16 protein-coding genes and 2 pseudogenes are annotated in these 15,874 nt (G+C 64.2%); 11 read left to right on the forward strand and 7 right to left on the reverse strand.

Annotation, left to right across the window (positions count from 1 at the left end):
- Positions 1–12 precede the first annotated feature (12 nt).
- Entirely contained in the window at positions 13–2,352 is a 2,340-nt protein-coding gene (locus tag QFZ27_RS09580) for a phage tail sheath family protein (RefSeq protein WP_429226011.1), read from the reverse strand.
- Between the two features lie 276 nt (positions 2,353–2,628).
- Positions 2,629–3,090, reverse strand: coding sequence for an SLOG cluster 4 domain-containing protein (locus QFZ27_RS09585; RefSeq protein ID WP_429226013.1), 462 nt, complete (start codon positions 3,088–3,090; stop codon positions 2,629–2,631).
- 384 nt (positions 3,091–3,474) lie between these two features.
- Here QFZ27_RS09585 and QFZ27_RS09590 point away from each other — a divergent pair.
- A pseudogene (locus QFZ27_RS09590) lies at positions 3,475–4,179 on the forward strand (IS6 family transposase).
- A 65-nt stretch (positions 4,180–4,244) separates the two neighbouring features.
- On the opposite strand, the gene QFZ27_RS09595 reads toward QFZ27_RS09590, so the two are convergent.
- Positions 4,245–5,315: a hypothetical protein gene (locus QFZ27_RS09595; RefSeq protein ID WP_429226015.1), complete on the reverse strand. Its 1,071-nt coding sequence runs from the start codon at positions 5,313–5,315 to the stop codon at positions 4,245–4,247.
- Positions 5,316–5,497: 182 nt separating this feature from the next.
- Here QFZ27_RS09595 and QFZ27_RS09600 point away from each other — a divergent pair.
- The 3 genes and pseudogenes from QFZ27_RS09600 to QFZ27_RS09610 all read left to right on the forward strand — a co-directional run.
- Positions 5,498–5,669: pseudogene (locus QFZ27_RS09600) on the forward strand (IS110 family transposase); the annotation flags it as partial.
- A gap of 347 nt (positions 5,670–6,016) precedes the next feature.
- Positions 6,017–6,547, forward strand: coding sequence for a PD-(D/E)XK nuclease family protein (locus QFZ27_RS09605; protein ID WP_429226017.1), 531 nt, complete (start codon positions 6,017–6,019; stop codon positions 6,545–6,547).
- Positions 6,548–6,763: 216 nt separating this feature from the next.
- Positions 6,764–8,011 (forward strand): hypothetical protein, encoded by a 1,248-nt coding sequence (locus QFZ27_RS09610; RefSeq protein ID WP_429226019.1) that lies wholly within the window; start codon positions 6,764–6,766, stop codon positions 8,009–8,011.
- 52 nt (positions 8,012–8,063) lie between these two features.
- Here QFZ27_RS09610 and QFZ27_RS09615 read toward each other — a convergent pair whose 3' ends face one another.
- The gene (locus QFZ27_RS09615; protein WP_429226021.1) at positions 8,064–8,633 is read right to left on the reverse strand and encodes a zinc finger domain-containing protein; all 570 of its coding nucleotides are present in this window, start codon (positions 8,631–8,633) and stop codon (positions 8,064–8,066) included.
- 36 nt (positions 8,634–8,669) lie between these two features.
- Positions 8,670–9,308, reverse strand: a complete 639-nt coding sequence (locus tag QFZ27_RS09620; RefSeq protein WP_429226023.1) for a hypothetical protein — start codon at positions 9,306–9,308, stop codon at positions 8,670–8,672.
- Between QFZ27_RS09620 and QFZ27_RS09625 the strand changes: the two genes are divergently transcribed.
- The 3 genes from QFZ27_RS09625 to QFZ27_RS09635 all read left to right on the forward strand — a co-directional run bounded on the left by QFZ27_RS09625 (position 9,308) and on the right by QFZ27_RS09635 (position 12,158).
- Positions 9,308–9,748 (forward strand): helix-turn-helix domain-containing protein, encoded by a 441-nt coding sequence (locus tag QFZ27_RS09625; RefSeq protein WP_429226025.1) that lies wholly within the window; start codon positions 9,308–9,310, stop codon positions 9,746–9,748. The genes QFZ27_RS09620 and QFZ27_RS09625 overlap by 1 nt on opposite strands.
- A gap of 230 nt (positions 9,749–9,978) precedes the next feature.
- Positions 9,979–10,386: a hypothetical protein gene (locus tag QFZ27_RS09630; protein WP_429226026.1), complete on the forward strand. Its 408-nt coding sequence runs from the start codon at positions 9,979–9,981 to the stop codon at positions 10,384–10,386.
- Between the two features lie 242 nt (positions 10,387–10,628).
- On the forward strand, positions 10,629–12,158 hold the full coding sequence (locus tag QFZ27_RS09635; RefSeq protein WP_429226028.1) for a recombinase family protein: 1,530 nt from the start codon (positions 10,629–10,631) through the stop codon (positions 12,156–12,158).
- A 234-nt stretch (positions 12,159–12,392) separates the two neighbouring features.
- Here the strand turns inward: QFZ27_RS09635 and QFZ27_RS09640 are convergent, their stop codons facing one another.
- Together QFZ27_RS09640 and QFZ27_RS09645 are read right to left on the reverse strand one after the other, a co-directional pair.
- The gene (locus QFZ27_RS09640; protein WP_429226030.1) at positions 12,393–13,724 is read right to left on the reverse strand and encodes a type II toxin-antitoxin system HipA family toxin; all 1,332 of its coding nucleotides are present in this window, start codon (positions 13,722–13,724) and stop codon (positions 12,393–12,395) included.
- Positions 13,711–13,995 carry a helix-turn-helix transcriptional regulator gene (locus tag QFZ27_RS09645; RefSeq protein ID WP_429226031.1) on the reverse strand — a complete coding sequence of 95 codons (285 nt, stop codon included), beginning with the start codon at positions 13,993–13,995 and terminating at the stop codon, positions 13,711–13,713. The genes QFZ27_RS09640 and QFZ27_RS09645 overlap by 14 nt, the downstream gene beginning before the upstream one ends.
- A 251-nt stretch (positions 13,996–14,246) precedes the next feature.
- On the opposite strand from QFZ27_RS09645, the gene QFZ27_RS09650 reads away from it, so the two are divergent.
- From QFZ27_RS09650 to QFZ27_RS09665, 4 genes are all read left to right on the forward strand, one after another.
- Positions 14,247–14,435, forward strand: a complete 189-nt coding sequence (locus QFZ27_RS09650) for a hypothetical protein (protein ID WP_429226033.1) — start codon at positions 14,247–14,249, stop codon at positions 14,433–14,435.
- Positions 14,435–15,016: a hypothetical protein gene (locus QFZ27_RS09655; protein WP_429226034.1), complete on the forward strand. Its 582-nt coding sequence runs from the start codon at positions 14,435–14,437 to the stop codon at positions 15,014–15,016. The genes QFZ27_RS09650 and QFZ27_RS09655 overlap by 1 nt, the downstream gene beginning before the upstream one ends.
- Positions 15,017–15,143: 127 nt before the next feature.
- Entirely contained in the window at positions 15,144–15,377 is a 234-nt protein-coding gene (locus QFZ27_RS09660) for a helix-turn-helix domain-containing protein (RefSeq protein ID WP_429226036.1), read from the forward strand.
- A 112-nt stretch (positions 15,378–15,489) separates the two neighbouring features.
- Complete coding sequence (locus tag QFZ27_RS09665) at positions 15,490–15,861, forward strand: helix-turn-helix domain-containing protein (RefSeq protein ID WP_429226038.1); 372 nt, start codon at positions 15,490–15,492, stop codon at positions 15,859–15,861.
- The last annotated feature ends 13 nt before the right edge of the window (positions 15,862–15,874 follow it).

Raw genomic sequence — 15,874 nt, forward strand, 5'->3', positions numbered from 1 at the left:
ACACCCCTCCTCTTAAGCGCCCGCACCGGCTTGGCCGGCCAGCTGCTGCAGCTTGATGATCACGAACTCGGCGGGCTTGAGCGGGGCGAAGCCGACCACGATGTTGACGATGCCGAGATTGATGTCGTCCTGGGTCGTGGTGCTGCTGTCGCACTGCACGAGGTAGGCCTCTCTCGGGGTCTTCCCCTGGAAGGCGCCCTGCCGGAACAGGTTGTGCATGAAGGAGCCGACGTTCAGCCGGATCTGCGCCCACAGCGGCTCGTCGTTGGGCTCGAACACCACCCACTGGGTGCCACGGTAGAGGCTCTCCTCCAGGAACAGCGCCAGGCGGCGCACGGGCACGTACTTCCACTCCGAGGCCATTGCGTCGGAGCCGACCAGGGTTCGCGCGCCCCAGGAGATCGGTCCAAAGGCGGGGAAGGCTCTGAGCGAGTTCAGGCCCATGGGATTCAGGACGCCGTTCTCGGCGTCTGTCAGCACGTAATCGAGCCCCTGGGCGCCTCGGACGCTGGCCTCGGTGCCGGCCGGCGCCTTCCACACCCCGCGGGTCGCGTCGGTGCGGGCGTAGAGCCCCGCCATGGCGCCTGAGTTGGGGAAGGAGCGGACGCGGTTGTTCTCGAGGGAGTCCGCCATCCGCACCCGCGGGAAATAGGCGGCGGCGTTGCGGTGGCGCAGGGCGCCGTTGGCGTTCAGCCAGGCGCGCGCCTCGTCCAGAGTGTCAGTGGCGGCCGGCAGGTCGATGATCGCAAAGGCGCGGCGCTGCTCCGCGTAGGTCAGGGCGGCGGCCCAGAGGCCCGCGTCCGACTGGCCGGGCAGCAGCAGGATGTTGAACAGGTCCACATCCTCGAGCGCGTAGAGGCCGGTCTTCGCCGCCTGATTGCCCTGCAGGTCCACGACGCCCGGCGGCGCGCCATCCGCGCCCGGCACGGGGTTGATCTGCGCGCCGACCACCGGGCCCACGCCCAGCTGATAAGCGGCGATGTTCGGCTCGGCGTTGTCGGTGAGGTCGTCGGGACCGGCCCCGAACGTCGGCCCGCTGTTGAAGCGCAGCCGCACGCTCGGGTCGCTCCCGGCCGGCGTCACCACAACACGGTCCCCGACAAGCGACAGGCGGGCGCCGGCCAGTTCCGGCCGCGCCGAGCCGGAGAACGCCGCCTGCAGTTGGGTGGCCAGTTGATCGAGGTTGGTCGGCCGGCTGGGATCGTCCGGCCAGAGCGCCAGCACCTCGTTGGCGACCACCGTGCCCGCGGAGTCTAGGATGTCGACGTCCATGGAAGCCGGGCTGATGAGGTCGGCGAAGTCGAGGGGCGGGTCCTGCCGCACCCAGGCGGTCCCGGATTGCGCCGGCCGCAGGGCCGCCGAACCGTTGACTTCGCGTCCACCGTTGACGACGCCCAGGCACAGGATGCCGGTGGCGCTGGCCCGTGAAGCGGTCGTGAAGGCGACGCTGGACTCCTCGCGATCGGCCGCCGGCGTGCCGGAGGTAGCCTCGAGCACCGCCTCGGCGCCGTTCACATTGGCGTCGCACGTGAAGTCGACGTAGGCGTCGTCGCCCGGATCGAGGGCGCGCACGCGCGCCTGGATCCGCGCGGCGAGGTCGTCCATCTGCACCTGGAAATTCCCGGGGGCCAAGCCCTCGCCCTCGCCGAAGATGTCGAACTCCTGCACCCGGCCTCCGTCGATCGAGACCGCCAACCGCCGAGCGTTGTCGCCCAGCCGGTCGATGTCGGCCTGCGCGAGCACGCCGCTCAGCGAGGTCGCCGCGTCCGGGAAGGCGAGGCCGCCGGGACGCACCAGCGTCACCAGGTTGGAGGAGGAGTTCACCACCGAGGCCACATAGTTCGGCGCGAAGCTGTTCATGCTGAGATTGCGGTGGCTCTCGCTGCGCACCGTCGTCATGCGGCCATTGCGTTCGGCCACCTCGGCGATGGTCAGGTTGAAGAGGCTATTCGGGTTGGCGGCGTCGTAGTCGACCACCAGCCGGATGTTGTTGCCCCACAGCCCGGCCGACTGCGCCGTCGCCGTCAGCACCACGTCGCCGGCGCCGTCCGCGGCGGTCTCCAGATCGACCGCCGCCGGCGCGGCCCCCGCGGCGACGCGCACGATCCAGCCCGTCGCTCCGCCGTTCAGGAAGAAGTGCGAAACCGCGTAGGAAAGCGCGCTGTCGGAATCCAAGCCGCCGAAACGCCGCTCGAAATCCGCATAACTGAATATCTGTATGGGTTCGCTGGTCGGCCCCCGGGCCGTGTAGCCGACAAAAGCGGCGACGGACGTGGGAACGCCAGCAATCGCGCGAACAGCGCTTGGAACTTCCTCGATGTAAACGCCCGGATAGGAAACAGCCGTCGCCATTGAGCTCTCCTGTTTTCTACCATCGGGCACGAAGATGCATCGTCAGACGATTGAGAACCGTGCTCCCGTCTGAGCGAGCAGAAAAATTATCTAGCCGTTACCATTCGGAGACTGTGAGTTGAAGCCATAGAACGCCCTGCTTCCGCACGCTGTAAATCGGACTCTGTGCCCGTTGCATTCGTTGCGAGCGGCGGGCTGGGGTGGAAGACGAGTCATCCAGATGGGATTTTTTTCAATTATATTGCGCTCAGAGGATAGATCGAGCAATAATCGGCGTCAAGAGAGTTTGATTATTGCAAGCTGCGATCCCGCCAGCCGCTGCGGGTCATCGTTCAGGCACCTCCAGGCTCGCAGCCAATGGCAAGTGGCACGCAACCTCCAGGACGAAGGAATGGCTATTCCTCGCCAAGCAGTTTGCCCGTGAAGTCCCCCTGCCACAGGCTGGAAGGCTTTGTCACGTTGTCGAGTGTGGCTGCAATCAGGTCGGCATCCGCCAGGCAGTCGGGCCACGCTCCCGGCGGCAGAGATCACCGGCTTTCGGGCGGCGCGCGCGAAGGCGATTTCCGCCAGCGTACCGCGGGTGCCGGTAAACGCCACGACGATGCCCGGCGTCCAGCCGTTGATCACGTTGCGAACGTTGTGAGGCCAATAGGCGGCGGGCACCGGCCTGGTGATCCCAGAGGACCCTCTGCGATGGCGGGATGCCGATGAGCCGGGCCTCGTCCCCCGCTTCTTCATGGGCGCCGAGCAAGGTCGCCTCTTTAGCCTGGCCCCCGTTTAAGGCGACCTCATCCCTAGACAGGAGCATTCCCCCCGTCATTAGGATCAACTGCGCTGGGCGACGATGGCGCCGAGAGTGGCAGCGGCCTCGAGCTGCCCCTCGCCCCCGATCGCACCGACAATGGCTCTGCGCCTGGTCATGTGGCCCGAACTCCGGAAGCGGAGACGCTACGTCTGCGACATCTGCCGGCTCGCGGCAGCGGCAGTTCTACTGTAGCGCTCCCCTTGAAGACGGCGCGTCTCCTTGAGCCAAACCAACCCGGCCTGGTTGAGACCGCTCTCCGGAGGGGATCGTCACGTTCGCGGCCTTGCATCGCGCCCGTGAGGAGCGTAGCGGTCGTCATGACCCCGCCTGACTATTTTTTTGGTTATCGCTTTCCATCCGACGTGATCCAGCGCGCCGTCTGGATGTATCTCCGCTTCGCCCTGAGCTACCGCGACGTCGAGGACTTGCTCGCCGAGCGCGGCATCGAGGTGTCGTACGAGACGATCCGTCGATGGGTGAGTGCGTTCGGCCCGATGATCGCCCGGCGCCTCCGGGCGCAATGGCCAGCGCCGCATCGGCGATGGCACCTCGACGAAATGTTTGTCCGGATCGGTGGCAAGCAGATGTACCTCTGGCGCGCCGTCGATGCCGAGGGTGAGGTGCTCGAGGTGTTGGTTTAGGCCAGGCGAGATGCGGCTGCAGCCCGCAAGCTGATGCGCAAGCTCCTCCGCAAGCAGGGCATCGCTCTAACCACCTGGGTGACCGACAAGTGTCCGGCCTACGGCGCGGCGCTTCGTGACCTGCGGCTGAACGGGATACCCCATCTGCGGGCCAAGCGGCTGAACAACCGGGCCGAGAGCTCGCATGTCCCAGTTCGCCGACGCGAACGCAAGCTGCAACGGTTCAGATCCGCCGCATCGGCGCAGCGGTTCCTGTCGATGTATGCCGCGACCTACAACACTTTCAATCTCTGCCGTCACCTCACCACCGCCAGTACGCACCGCCGCTTTCGTGCAGAGGCGTTCGCGGCATGGCGCGATGCGGCTGGCGTCGCGGCATGAGCCTGGCAGATGCCGACCTAATCGCGGCCACGCTCGACAACGTGACAAAGCCCCGCTGAGAGCGCTCAGTCCCGCGCGTCGTGCCGGTCTCGCGCCTGTTCCACGAGTTGGGCTAGGATCGCCCGTTCCGCATCCGCGCAGCGAATCATAGAAACAAAGGCGCCATCCCGCACTGAGGCCACGAACGGCGCTCGCACCGCGAGCACCGCCGCGACTTGGCGCGCAGCCGTCCAGGTGATATTAACGCTCTCGGTGACTAGTACCGCGGCGAATAGCGTATTCAACCGGGCGAGCGTCAGCCGGTCGGGCTGCGCCTCAAGCGGGCCCCCGGGCCCCCCATGCCGCGCAAGCTGGTCCATCACGATCTGCTCTAAGGCCGCGTCGCCGAGCTCCTTGTAGTTGTGGGGCGGATCTGTATAGCGGAGCACGTCAGGATGCAGGATTGCTCCCGGAGGCAGCAACTCGGTCCCCCGGAAGAATACAAGATGACGCGCCAAAGCCACTGCCTTCTCGTAACGTGCACGATACTCGTCTCGGTCCTGTAGTATGGCCTCAAGCACGACGGCGGGCGTTGCCCAGCCCAGAAACTGGTCCGGGCGGTTCTCACGGCGCCCCATGAATACGATCGCCTCGGGAGCCAGACGGCGGACCGCGCCCGCGCTGAGCGCGATGAGCCGCGTGACCCACCAGGCATCCCCGTCACGAATGTCGACGACGACAAACGGCTGACGCGACGCTGTGCGAAGCGCCTCCATGATGTCCATCGGCGCGGTGTCCGACACGACGGGTCCCGTGATCCCGAGATTGGCGGGAAGCACCTCCGTTCCGGCCGCGGCTGCCCGCGTGAGATCCATCCGGCTCAGGTCAAGATTGAACCATTTGGACCCGAGCACCGCTCGGCGCTCCGCGAGAAAATCGAGCAGCCTGAGTCCGACAGGCGCGAAGCTAATGATGAGAAGGATGAGTACGACCCAATCGATAGCCGCTTCACTCGGCCATCCGCTGGCCCGCCTCACTCCAAAGAGGACGAGGAGCCCTACGATAAACCCTGCAACTGCGGCGCCCAGTGCCGCTGGCGTGCTGTACGACCACAGCGCCTTTCCAGAATTTGCCATCGACGCTTTAACCGCTCCCATTCGTAGAGATCCAATAAACCATGCGCCCCTTCTACCTGGAGTTCAAATTCCCTCGGCCCTGCGGGGTCATACCATAATGTGATGTGGTGGATGGCGCCATCCAACGGCATCGAGCGTGCCAGAATAGCTTGTTGCAGTACCTTGAGAGGAACCATCGACCATGGGAAAGATGACGACAATCGATTTTGATCCGCAAAGAATGTTTCCAACTTCATGGGGTTGATGCAGATCGGCAGGTCGTCTTGCGCACATCGCAGCGACGAGGGCAGATGCAGCCATTCTTCGAGACGCTTGACGCTTGATCCTTGCCTGATTGGCATGGAAGCCTGCGCGACAGCCCGTCACTCGGTGCGAGGGGCTTGTCACGTTTGTACAATTCTCACCGAGAGTTACCCTTCAGAGAATTGGTATTAGAGACTCCGTTCTGATTTACAGATAAGCGAACATACCTATTCTCGAAGCGTAGTCATTTGGGCGGCTGCCTATTAAATTGCTTTCCACCTGCTTCCGCTGATCTCGATCGGGGCGACGCGCTCGCAGTCGGAGACGTACGGATTGCCCTTCGACCCGCCCCGAACCGGTTCGATCCGGAATTCGCGGAGCCGGAGCTGGAATTCGCCCGGCCGGCCGTGGCGCGGTGCAAACATCCGCCGCTGCGCCTTAGGCCAAGCGAACACGCATTTCAGGGCGAGGTCCGCGTCGTGGAAACGGTCCAGCTCGGGTCGCGGATCGCCCTCGTCGGCGATCCCGACCTTCAGTCGATCGGCGAGGCGTTCCACCGCTTCTTTGCCTGCGACGATCCGCTGGCCTCACTGGACGCGCGCCTTGAAGTTGCCCGTGACATGCTCCACCGCTGGGGCGTGCCAGAGGTAAATCCTGTCGACCTCATTTCTGCCTCTGACAGACTGCGCGACTTTGTCAGCGAGCGCTTCGACGGTGCTGCGCGTCTCCCGGAGTGGCCTGTCCATGCGGCCGAGGAACTTCAGGTTATCTCTGGGCGCATCGACCTCCTGCTTGATGACGGCGGTGACTTCGCGGTTGTCGACCACAAGAGCTTCCCCGGGTCGATGGAGCTTGATGCCGGACGGCTCCGGGCATTCGGCGGGCAGGTTGAGCTATATTCGCGGGCGCTGCATCGTGGGACAGGGCGAGGCTGCCGGGAGTATTGGGTTCACCGGCCGGTAGCGGGCCTAATGGTCAGGGTTGAGCTTGCCGGCGTGGAGGCGGAGTAACGCCTGTGTCATCGCCTGAGGACTAGCGCAGCCTTGACGTCTGCTCCCAGAAGCCTGGGGAATGCGACTTATCTTCCCTACCAAAGAAGACCGGGTGTCGGCCAGGTCGATAGGAATGTCCGGTTCGGAGGAGCCCTGGAGGCCTCCGAATGTCCGCAGAGGGGACAAGGCGGCCTGCATAGCTATCCGACGTACCACGTATTGGTCCGTCGCAGGATGGCCACGACGTTTGGCTTGATGCGCCTGGCAACGGAGTCGATCTTTGAGGTGGGCTTCGATCTGGGGGGTGCCGTGAGGCGATCATACGGCTGGAACGACATCCTTGTGATGCCCGACGATCTGCACGCCTTCGCATGGTCTGCTCCGATGCGCGATCTGGCGGCCAAACTTGGTCTGTCCGACGTCGGGCTGAAGAAGCTTCTCGCGAGCCACGGTGTGATCCCGCCGCCCCAGGGGTACTGGAACAAGGTGCATGCTGGAAAGCCTGTGCCGAAGCGTCCTGAGGCGCCGCCCCGACGGCCGGGCGGGCTAGGGCGGCTGAGGGTCGATGCCCGCTTTGCGAATGTCCTATCCCCGATACCTCTGCTTCCATCCGAGGGGCCATTCGCTTCCGCGCTAGTCCCGGAAGATCTCGATGAGCTCTACTCGTTGGAGTTGAAGGCGATCGGCTCGGCCTCGGTGAAGACGCTCTACAAGCCTCACAAAGGGCTGGTGCAGTTGCTCAAGCAGGAGCAGCGCCGACGGGAGAAGTCTGCTGCGAGTAGCTGGCACTGGGACCAGCCCAAGTTCGACACACCTCTTGCCCAACGTCGCTTGAGGATCCTCAACGGCATTTTCCTGACGCTCAGCAAGCGCGGTCATAGCGGCCACGCCAATGAGTATGACGGAGAAATCCATGCGAGAGCGGTCATCGGCGACACCGTCCTGCGTTTGGACATCAGCATCGCCGGCAAGCACCAGACAGTCCGCCAGCATGGCTATCTCCGTCCGGCGCCCGATCTCCCCGCGTCGACGCCGCTGATGCTTCGATTCGATCCAGGTCTCGATCGCAAAGCCGACCGAGTTTGGCAGGATGATGCTGACGGGAAGCTGGAGGCAAAGATCGCGCCTATCACGGCCGCCATCATCGTGGCGGGGGAGGCCGGGTTCCGGAGAAGTCTGCGGGAACAAGAGGAGCGTGCGGAGCAAGAGCGGATCGAACAGGAGAGGCGACGCCAGGAGCAGCTTGCTGAACTCAATCGGAAGCGTTTGGAGCACTTGCGCGCGAGTGGCGAACTTTTGCGCCAGGCGCAGGACATCCGGGCACTCGTTCAACGGGTCCGGCAGGCGATCGTTCAGGGGGCTGCTGAGATCGACGCCTCGGCGCTTGCCGCTTGGGAGCAATGGGCGCTTGCCGAGGCAGACAGGATCGATCCGGTGAGTTCCGGCCAGTTCATGACTCATCTGCATGAGCCAACGCTGTAGGACGCTCGATGTGTCGTGGCCCGTCAATTCCGCGAGGTGGTGAAACGGCGGCTCATGACCGACGGAGGCTCGAGCGGATTGCTCCGGGTTCGCGGTGATCGCCCACACTGCGCGTTTTCTGAATCAGCGACTGATGTTCCAGCCAGCGGTTCAGGAGTTCGTTGCCCTGCGCGGCCAACCGTTCGACCCAGAGCGCTTCTGAAGCGAGTGATTGCTCTTCGGTTTCGCAGACGTCGAGCACTCTGAAGCTGGGTGCGTTCCCTGCCGCGAGCGAGTCCCAAATCCACGCCCGGATTGGACGGAAGCGATAATGTGGCCGTTCCGTTCGTGTCTTCAGGTGGGCTGCTATTCGCCTTGCGAAACTCCCGCTCTGGCCGACATAGACGAACCCGCCGGTCCGCGGATCGAGGATCCCGTAGGTCACGTAGAGCCCGGCTGCCAACTTCTCAGCGCGCCACAGGTGCGCGTTGTCCACGTGGCGAAGCCACTCGATCGCGGCTGATTGGGCGGTGGGCCTTCGGCGGGTATGGATTTCGTGTCTGATAAGCCCTGCGCGATCAGTGCAGGGCTGGTACGAAGCGGCACCGCAACGCCGGCATGGATGTTCGAGCGGATCGGACATCAGTTTTCTCCGGTGCGGCGCCGCACTCCATTGTGGTCACGCCGGGTCCAGACTCACCGTCACATTGACGAGCCGCTGTAGGTCGACAAGGACGGATCGGAGAGGCGGCCACGGGAATTCGTCGTCATCCGAGCGCGATTGGCCCATCGAGAGCACCATGGCGAGCTTGGCGACGGCACCGGCCACAGTGCCGGCCGGCACCTGCCATACCGTCTCTGTCAGAGAGTCCCAGCGGTCCCAGGCTTGATTGACGCGCTCCTCCACCGGACCGAGCCCGATCGCCGCCGCGGCCATTTCCCAGCGGCGCCGGTGCGCCGCGAACTCGCGGTGCAGCCTTTGCCGAAGCTCCTCCGTTCCCGGCAAGTCTTCAAGCAGTTCATCGATCTCGGCGGGTTCGCAAGCCGAGACTGGTTCGGCTTTGCCCGGCACCGGGACTAGCACCCGCGGCATGCCGACGGTGCGGAGCAGGACGCCTTCCTTTTTCTGCCAGTCGTCCTGCCAAGCATCCAGTTCAGCATCGAGCGCGCGCCATTCACGGAAGAGGTCGAGGACGGGATCGGAGTTGGCGCCGCGGTGCCGGGCATCGGCGGCGCCGATTGGTATGACGGTGGCGCCGCCGAGCAGGTCACGGCGGCTGAGCGCAGGCAAAGTCGTGGTATCGTCCGAGTCAGCCATTGTCCGGCTCCCAGAAGCTGGATGGTGGTCAGGCCGGGCGAGGTGTTCCCGCACCTCGTTCGGCCGCCTCTCAAGTCTTGCTGGTCAATCCGCCCGACGAGCACGCGCAAGCAGTTGCTCACACGGCGCTTCTGCCATATGACGGGATTGATACCAACGGGATCATGCCCGTTGATCCTTTTGGGATCAAGAGAAAATTGACGACACCTGGTCAGATCCGTGCGGCGCGTGGTTTCCTTGGGCTCTCGCAGGCCGAATTGGCCCGTGCCGCTGGCGTGTCCGTTCCCACGATCAAGCGTAGCGAAAGTGACAGTGACCAGGCGCTCAAGGTCAGCGGCGAAATGCGAGCCCGGATCCGAGCGGCGCTGGAACAAGCTGGTATCGAGTTCACCAATGGCGACGTTCCCGGCGTTCGCCTGAAGAAGCCGAACCAGCCGTAGCGGCGGATCCAGCAACTCAGTTTCCCAGAGCGCAGGAGGGGCGAAGGGCTCTGCCCATCGCCCCGCAAGGGGCGGGTCCTCGCCATGCTCGCCGCAGTGCCTGCGGCTGCGCGTGGCTCCGGTCCCGGCCTGACGGCCGCCCTTGCCCCCACTCCCCGGTCCTCGCCGGACGGGCAGGGGTTGATGCAGCGGCATCAACCCGCTGCCGCGAAGCAAGGGGGAGACTGCCAATGTCCGCCTTCGTCGTCGACCAGGAGCATATCGACGAGCTGGTCTCGGCTGCCATCGATCTGGAGATCCGCGCCCGCCTCGCGACCGACCGATCCCGTCAGCAGGTGAACCACGAGAACGCCGGCGACTTCGGCCGGATGCTCTGGGCCGAGAACGTCCGCTCCGTCATCCACCGCTATCGACTGTCCGGCACCGAGGAGGCTGCAGAATACGAGTCTGCGGTCGAGGCCTACCGCTTTGCCTGGCGCACTGTGCCGCTCGGCCGGGCCGCCAAGCGCCTGGCCTGCTTCGAGTATCAGGCCTGCGAGTGCGATGATTGGGAAGAGAGCTTGGCCTACGACTTCGGCTCCCAGATGACCCGGGCGCTGATTGCAAAGTTTCCGGGCTATGCCGAAGCGCCGTGGTGACGTTCGATACTGCCGGGTCGCGCTCGACGCGGCCCGGCAGGTAGAAGGGCGGATGCATTCACCGATGCACTTTCGGATATATTCTGTAATGTATTCAGCCGATTGCGCGTCGACCTGCGATCTTCTGCTATCATCATGCATGGTCGCGGAGTTGAGTATCCGTGCAGGCCGCCAGCCGTATTGACCGGTTGTTGTCCCGGTTCGATGTTCGCCTGATGCCGAGCTGCGGCAGGAGATCGGCGATGGAATCGGACTGGAAACGGGCCGGCCGCGCACCGCCCGCCAACGACAATGCCGGCCAGGCCGGCAGGATTGATCCACGCCTGCTTGTGATCGCCAGGGCCATCGGCCGGCACATCGCGCGGGAACTGCTCCGGCCCGAGGCCGTCAATGACAACCGGCCGGAAGCAGCAGACCAGGGGAGAGAGGAAAATGATCCAGGTTGCCCTTTACGCCCGCTATTCCGACGACATACCTACCAGGACCCCGCCATCTCCGGCGCCATCCGCGGCCGGGTGGAGAAAGGCCGGTCCGGCAGCGGGCTCTGCTATGGCTATGACGTGGTCAAGCGCACCGATGCCGAGGGCGACCCGCTCCGTGGCGAGCGGCGGATCAACGAGGCCGAGGCCCCTGTGGTCCCGCGGATCTTCCGGGAGTTCGCCGCCGGCCGCTCGCCGCATGCGATTGCGACCGGGCTGAACGCCGACGGCATTCCCGGGCCACTCGGCCGGGAGTGGGCCGACACCACCATCCGGGGCCATGCCTCCCGCGGAACCGGCATCCTCAACAACGAGCTATATGCGGGGGTGCTGGTCTGGAATCGGCTTCACTTCGTCAAGGACCCGGCCACTGGCCGGCGGGTGTCGCGGCCAAACCCTGAGGCGAAGTGGATCCGCAACGAAGTGCCGGCGCTGCGCATCGTCGACGATGAGCTGTGGCAGGCGGTGAAGGCGCGGCAGACAGTCCTGGCGAAACAGTTCGAGGCGACCACGATCGCGGTGCGCAAGGCGCGGGCGAAGACGATGCACAGCCTGCGCCGTCCGGCCTTCCTGCTGTCGGGTCTGCTCATCTGCGGCTGCTGCGGCGGCAAGTACGGTATCATGGCCGCGGGCCGCTATGGTTGCCTTGCGCATTTCCGGCGCGGGCGCTGCGACAACTCTCGGACGATCACGCGGGAGAAGATTGAGAAGCGCGTACTGGCCGGGCTGACCGAGACACTGGTCTCGCCCGAAGCGGTGGCAGAGGCGGTGCGGTCCTGCGTCGAGCGCACCAACCATGAGAACCATGAACGGCGGGCGCGAGGAGAGGCAGACCGCGCCGCCCTGGTCCGGATAGAGCGCGGCATCCGCGGCATCATGCAGGCAATCGAGGACGGTATGTACCAGCCGTCGATGAAGGCACGTATGGACGAGTTGGAGCGGCAAAAGGCCGAGATCGAGACCCGGCTCAGCGAGGCGCCGGCCGACATCCCGGATGTGCATCCGAACGTGGCTGAGATCTACCGGCGGAAGGTGCGGCAGCTCACCGAGACGCTAGTGCACCCGGAGACCCGGGACGAGGCGGCGGAGGCGATCCGATCGCTGGTGGGGCAGGTGGTGCTGACGCCGGGCGAGGGCAGGGGAATGGTCAAGGCCCGCCTAAGCGGCGAGCTGATGGCCATCCTCGACTTCGCAGCCGGCCGCCGGCCGGCGCCCCGACCCGAAGTGATAACAACCGCGGTTGCGGGTCCCCGATTTGAACCTGCGAGAGCGACGGTGAAATCGCGGGCATAGCTTGGAGAAGCGACCACCGGCAGCGTGGAATAGCAGTCTGTCGCATCGGTCAGACCCCTGAAATCCAGTGCGCTGGTGATCTGGGCTGGGCCCGCCTAGGACGAACGCGGCGCCTGATGGCAGCCCTCAAGGAAGGTCATGCCGGAGGCGGTTGCTCGGCAACCCATAAGGCATCGCCAAGGGAGCGGAGAAAAGCTCCCCGTCGTGCGCGCCTCTTGAGCTATCTTGGCGCCGTCATCGTTGGGAGCCTCCGCTGGCGATCAGGGTTTCGCGTGCGGCAAGGGAAGCGTCTTGCAGCGCCTTTTGACCACCGAGCCCGTCAAAGGCGTAGCTATTGAGAAACTGGCGTCCGGCGAACAGTGTTCGATCGACGAGGCTCAGCTCTGCTTCGTCGCAGACCGCGGGCCAGTATTCGGCGATCGTCTTGATCTGGTGTTCGATCAGAGTGGCGGCTTCGGCTTCTTTCAGGTGGTAGTCAGGCGCGGCGGCAAGGCAGGTGGCAATCGTGCTGGCGCGGCTTTTGCCCTTGATGAGCATCGCCTGCGTGGCTTCGTTGCCTGTGCGGCCTTGCGGACAGATGTCATAGGCGGGGGTGAGCGTCAGCATCCTGCCGTCCCAGAAGGCGGCATGGTTGCGGGCATGGTCGTCTGTGTTGCCGCACAGCACGTTGAAGCATATCCGCCCGTAGAGCTCCTTCAGTGTCTCCTTGGGATCGGTGAAACGGTGACGGATCAGCTCGGCGAGGTCTTCATAGGAAGCGTAGCGGGCCATCATCTCGTCAAGGCCCAGCATGGTCAGAGCCGAGACCATGGCGCGCCTCGCCCAGCCATCCTTTGTGTGCGTGCGGTCGAAGCGTTCGATCAGAAGCACGTCTTTGTAGACGGCGCGGGTCATCGAGACCTTTGCGGCGTTCAGGCCGCATGCGGCTGCGAGTTTCATCGCGATGAATTCGGCCTTCACAACGCTGTACGTGTCATTGCTTGCCGAGAATTTGGCGATGAACTTCTTCGCGCCGTCATCGATCAGCGCCTTGGGGCGCGCGCCTCCGATCGAGGTGCCATGATTGAGGGCTTGGTCGAGCGCCGGGGGCAGGGGGACGCCCTTTTCGATGAGTTCGGCCGCTTCCATGAGTTCGTCAATGGAAGCCTGGGCGGCTAGGCGGGGGACGTACTCTGTTGCTGATGCCTGAAAATCCAGGGCACCGATCCGGTCGGAGCCTGACTGGAGCAGAAAGGTCAGCTCGCTGATCTCCGGCACGCCGACAGCGTCGGGCTTCTTGCCCGTCAACCTGTTGATGATGACCCGGCGACCCCAGGCGTCGGGTGAGCCGTCGCGAATGCAATTCGCCATCAGCAGGCCGTTGAGGGGCGCAATGACGCCTTCCTGAAGGCGCAGTTCGGGTTCATAGATGGAAATTGCGTTCTTCCGGCGGCGGTAGCTGGCGCCGTAGGTAAAGAGCAGGCGCTCGTCTTCCTGGTCGAGGCGGCCGGCCACCACTGGTTCCATTGTCCCCGGCAGCCACATCCATACAAAGGCTTCGGTAGCATCCGCCTTAGAAGTCATCATCGACCTCCTTCACTGTGTGGCGGACGCTCTTGGGCAGCAATGTCAGTTTTTCGTCGAGGCGGGCATTGTGCAGCTGGAGCGCGCGCTCGTCATAATCGAACAAGCGCACGCCGACGAGTGAGGCTACCTCGAAGACGATGCCGATCTCAGGGCCCGGCGCGCCCTTTTCGATGCTGGACAGCGTTGTGCGGCTGATGCCGGCGCGGTCGGCCAGCTCCTGCGCGGTTAGGCCGCGCTCGGCGCGGCCGACTCGGATCAGCTTGCCGAGCATGGCGAGCGCTTGGTGTGTGACTCTGGAGTAGCTTCTCTGGCGCGGCATAGCGCCTCCTGTTCATTTGAGTGGACATGAGAGCTTGTCGCGTCCAGAATTTCGCACAATGTGCATAGAGCAGGTATCTAGTCAAGTTTTGTTCACTTGATTGGTCATGAGCGCCATCAATGTCCATAATTGTGGACACAGTAGTGGTTGCCAGTGTGGCGCGGCGGTTGACGCAATAAGGTGGAAGGGCGGTTTCGGCGGTTATGAAGGTTGGCTGCACGGAATCTTCTTTCGGCTACGCCTTTACGGAAAATCTCATCCGCGGATCGGCCTCGGCCTCCGTCGGCGCGCCGGCATTTCCCAACCTCGTGCAGGAGGCGATGCTGGGCTATGACGTCCAGATCAACTTCCCCGCGGTGCCGCTTTTTTTCAGTACAAGCTTCCCGAGCTGATGACCCGCGCCAGCGCCTTTGAGATCGCCAGCGGCCGGTGTCGTGGCCTGACATTGGCGTTCTTCAGGATCGCGCTCATGCGCCGGGATGTATCGCATCAGCATCGGCTGCTGATCGACTGGGAGAGGCGCTATCCGGGCCAGGCTTTCTATGCCGCACCTTGCCTGTGCAACTGTCCGGCATTCAATGCCGCCTATAACACGGCGAGCGTAGCGAGCCATTCTATCCTGTTCTCTCCCGCGCAGATTGGCCCGCTGCCGGACGACAAGGTCCATACGATTGCGTACAAGCCCCGCCTGTCCTACGGGTATTTCTGCTCGAAGCCCCGCCAGATAGATGCCAAGACCTTCGAGAGCCTGGTCGGAAGCCTGTCCCGCAAGTTCAAGGACAAGAGCGTCCGGGACTTCAAGGCCGCGGCGCAGGAAGTCCGTCAACCTGCCGGCACAGGACGAGGCCGAGCGCGAGAACCGAGAAGTGTGGGCGGGACGCGAACATTGCCAGGCGCCGTCCCGCTTTCGAAAGAGCAAACGACGCTGACAACGCCTGCCGGTGCTCCCGTCTGCTCGGACGCATTGGGCTGATTCGCGTCGACCGACGTGCAGCTGACGGCGCCGAGATTGCTGGAATGCCAAACTCCGGCCTTTTCTGCGAAAAATTTGTCGGGTATACCCGACTGACAGGCAACGGATCACAACCTCATCTGCCCGCATGGAAAACGTGCGGCAGGCTGTGGCCCGGAACCTTCGGCGCATTCGCGGGGAGAGGTCACTGACGCAGGAAGAGTTGGGATTCCGGGCCGAGGTCAACCGCAGCTACATCAGCGACCTCGAGCAGGGAAAATACAGCGCCTCGGTCGAGATCCTTGCGAAGCTGGCCAAGGCACTGAATGTCGATCCTTCCGCGTTCCTGGAGCCGCCTCCGAAGCGGACCCAGGGCAGTTGAGCCCCATTACGAGTTGGCTTGCTGCATATGTGATGAGCCCTCGCGCCGGTCATGGACCGCAGGGGAACGAGTCATGTCGCGTGTAAGGCGGACAGACAAAAGGCCGGATCCGGTGGACGTTGCGGTCGGCTGGAACATTCGCCAGCGGCGGCAGAATGCCGGCATCGGCCTTGAGCGAATGGCAGGCCGGCTCGACCTGTCTTTTCAGCAGCTCCAAAAATACGAGACAGGAGCCAGCCGTATCTCGGCCGCGATGCTGATCCGGATCGCGCAGGTGCTCGAGGTTCCCGTAGGGCAACTGCTCGCTGGCGCGACCGAGGCTTCAGGCGATCGCGATCTCCCCTATGACCCGGAAGAGCACCGGGTGGCGCTGGCGCTGGCCCGTGATCTTCTTGCGATCCAGGATCCCACGGTGCGCCGGAGCCTGCAATTGCACCTCCGGGCACTCGCCCGCACCGGGCGCGAGACTTCGTCCGACTCATGAAGCGCTCGGCGGT

Origin of the sequence: Inquilinus ginsengisoli, assembly GCF_050434925.1 — a bacterium.
Classification (GTDB): Bacteria; Pseudomonadota; Alphaproteobacteria; order DSM-16000; family Inquilinaceae; genus Inquilinus; species Inquilinus ginsengisoli_B.

Excerpts from the sequence above, each read along its gene's own strand:
- QFZ27_RS09580 (WP_429226011.1), bottom strand. The coding sequence starts at position 2,352 with ATGGCGACGGCTGTTTCCTATCCGGGCGTTTACATCGAGGAAGTTCCA.
- QFZ27_RS09585 (WP_429226013.1), bottom strand. The coding sequence starts at position 3,090 with ATGAAGAAGCGGGGGACGAGGCCCGGCTCATCGGCATCCCGCCATCGC.
- QFZ27_RS09595 (WP_429226015.1), bottom strand. The coding sequence starts at position 5,315 with ATGGGAGCGGTTAAAGCGTCGATGGCAAATTCTGGAAAGGCGCTGTGG.
- QFZ27_RS09610 (WP_429226019.1), top strand. The coding sequence starts at position 6,764 with ATGGCCACGACGTTTGGCTTGATGCGCCTGGCAACGGAGTCGATCTTT.
- QFZ27_RS09615 (WP_429226021.1), bottom strand. The coding sequence starts at position 8,633 with ATGTCCGATCCGCTCGAACATCCATGCCGGCGTTGCGGTGCCGCTTCG.
- QFZ27_RS09620 (WP_429226023.1), bottom strand. The coding sequence starts at position 9,308 with ATGGCTGACTCGGACGATACCACGACTTTGCCTGCGCTCAGCCGCCGT.
- QFZ27_RS09630 (WP_429226026.1), top strand. The coding sequence starts at position 9,979 with ATGTCCGCCTTCGTCGTCGACCAGGAGCATATCGACGAGCTGGTCTCG.
- QFZ27_RS09635 (WP_429226028.1), top strand. The coding sequence starts at position 10,629 with ATGGAATCGGACTGGAAACGGGCCGGCCGCGCACCGCCCGCCAACGAC.
- QFZ27_RS09640 (WP_429226030.1), bottom strand. The coding sequence starts at position 13,724 with ATGATGACTTCTAAGGCGGATGCTACCGAAGCCTTTGTATGGATGTGG.
- QFZ27_RS09645 (WP_429226031.1), bottom strand. The coding sequence starts at position 13,995 with ATGCTCGGCAAGCTGATCCGAGTCGGCCGCGCCGAGCGCGGCCTAACC.
- QFZ27_RS09650 (WP_429226033.1), top strand. The coding sequence starts at position 14,247 with ATGAAGGTTGGCTGCACGGAATCTTCTTTCGGCTACGCCTTTACGGAA.
- QFZ27_RS09655 (WP_429226034.1), top strand. The coding sequence starts at position 14,435 with ATGACCCGCGCCAGCGCCTTTGAGATCGCCAGCGGCCGGTGTCGTGGC.
- QFZ27_RS09660 (WP_429226036.1), top strand. The coding sequence starts at position 15,144 with ATGGAAAACGTGCGGCAGGCTGTGGCCCGGAACCTTCGGCGCATTCGC.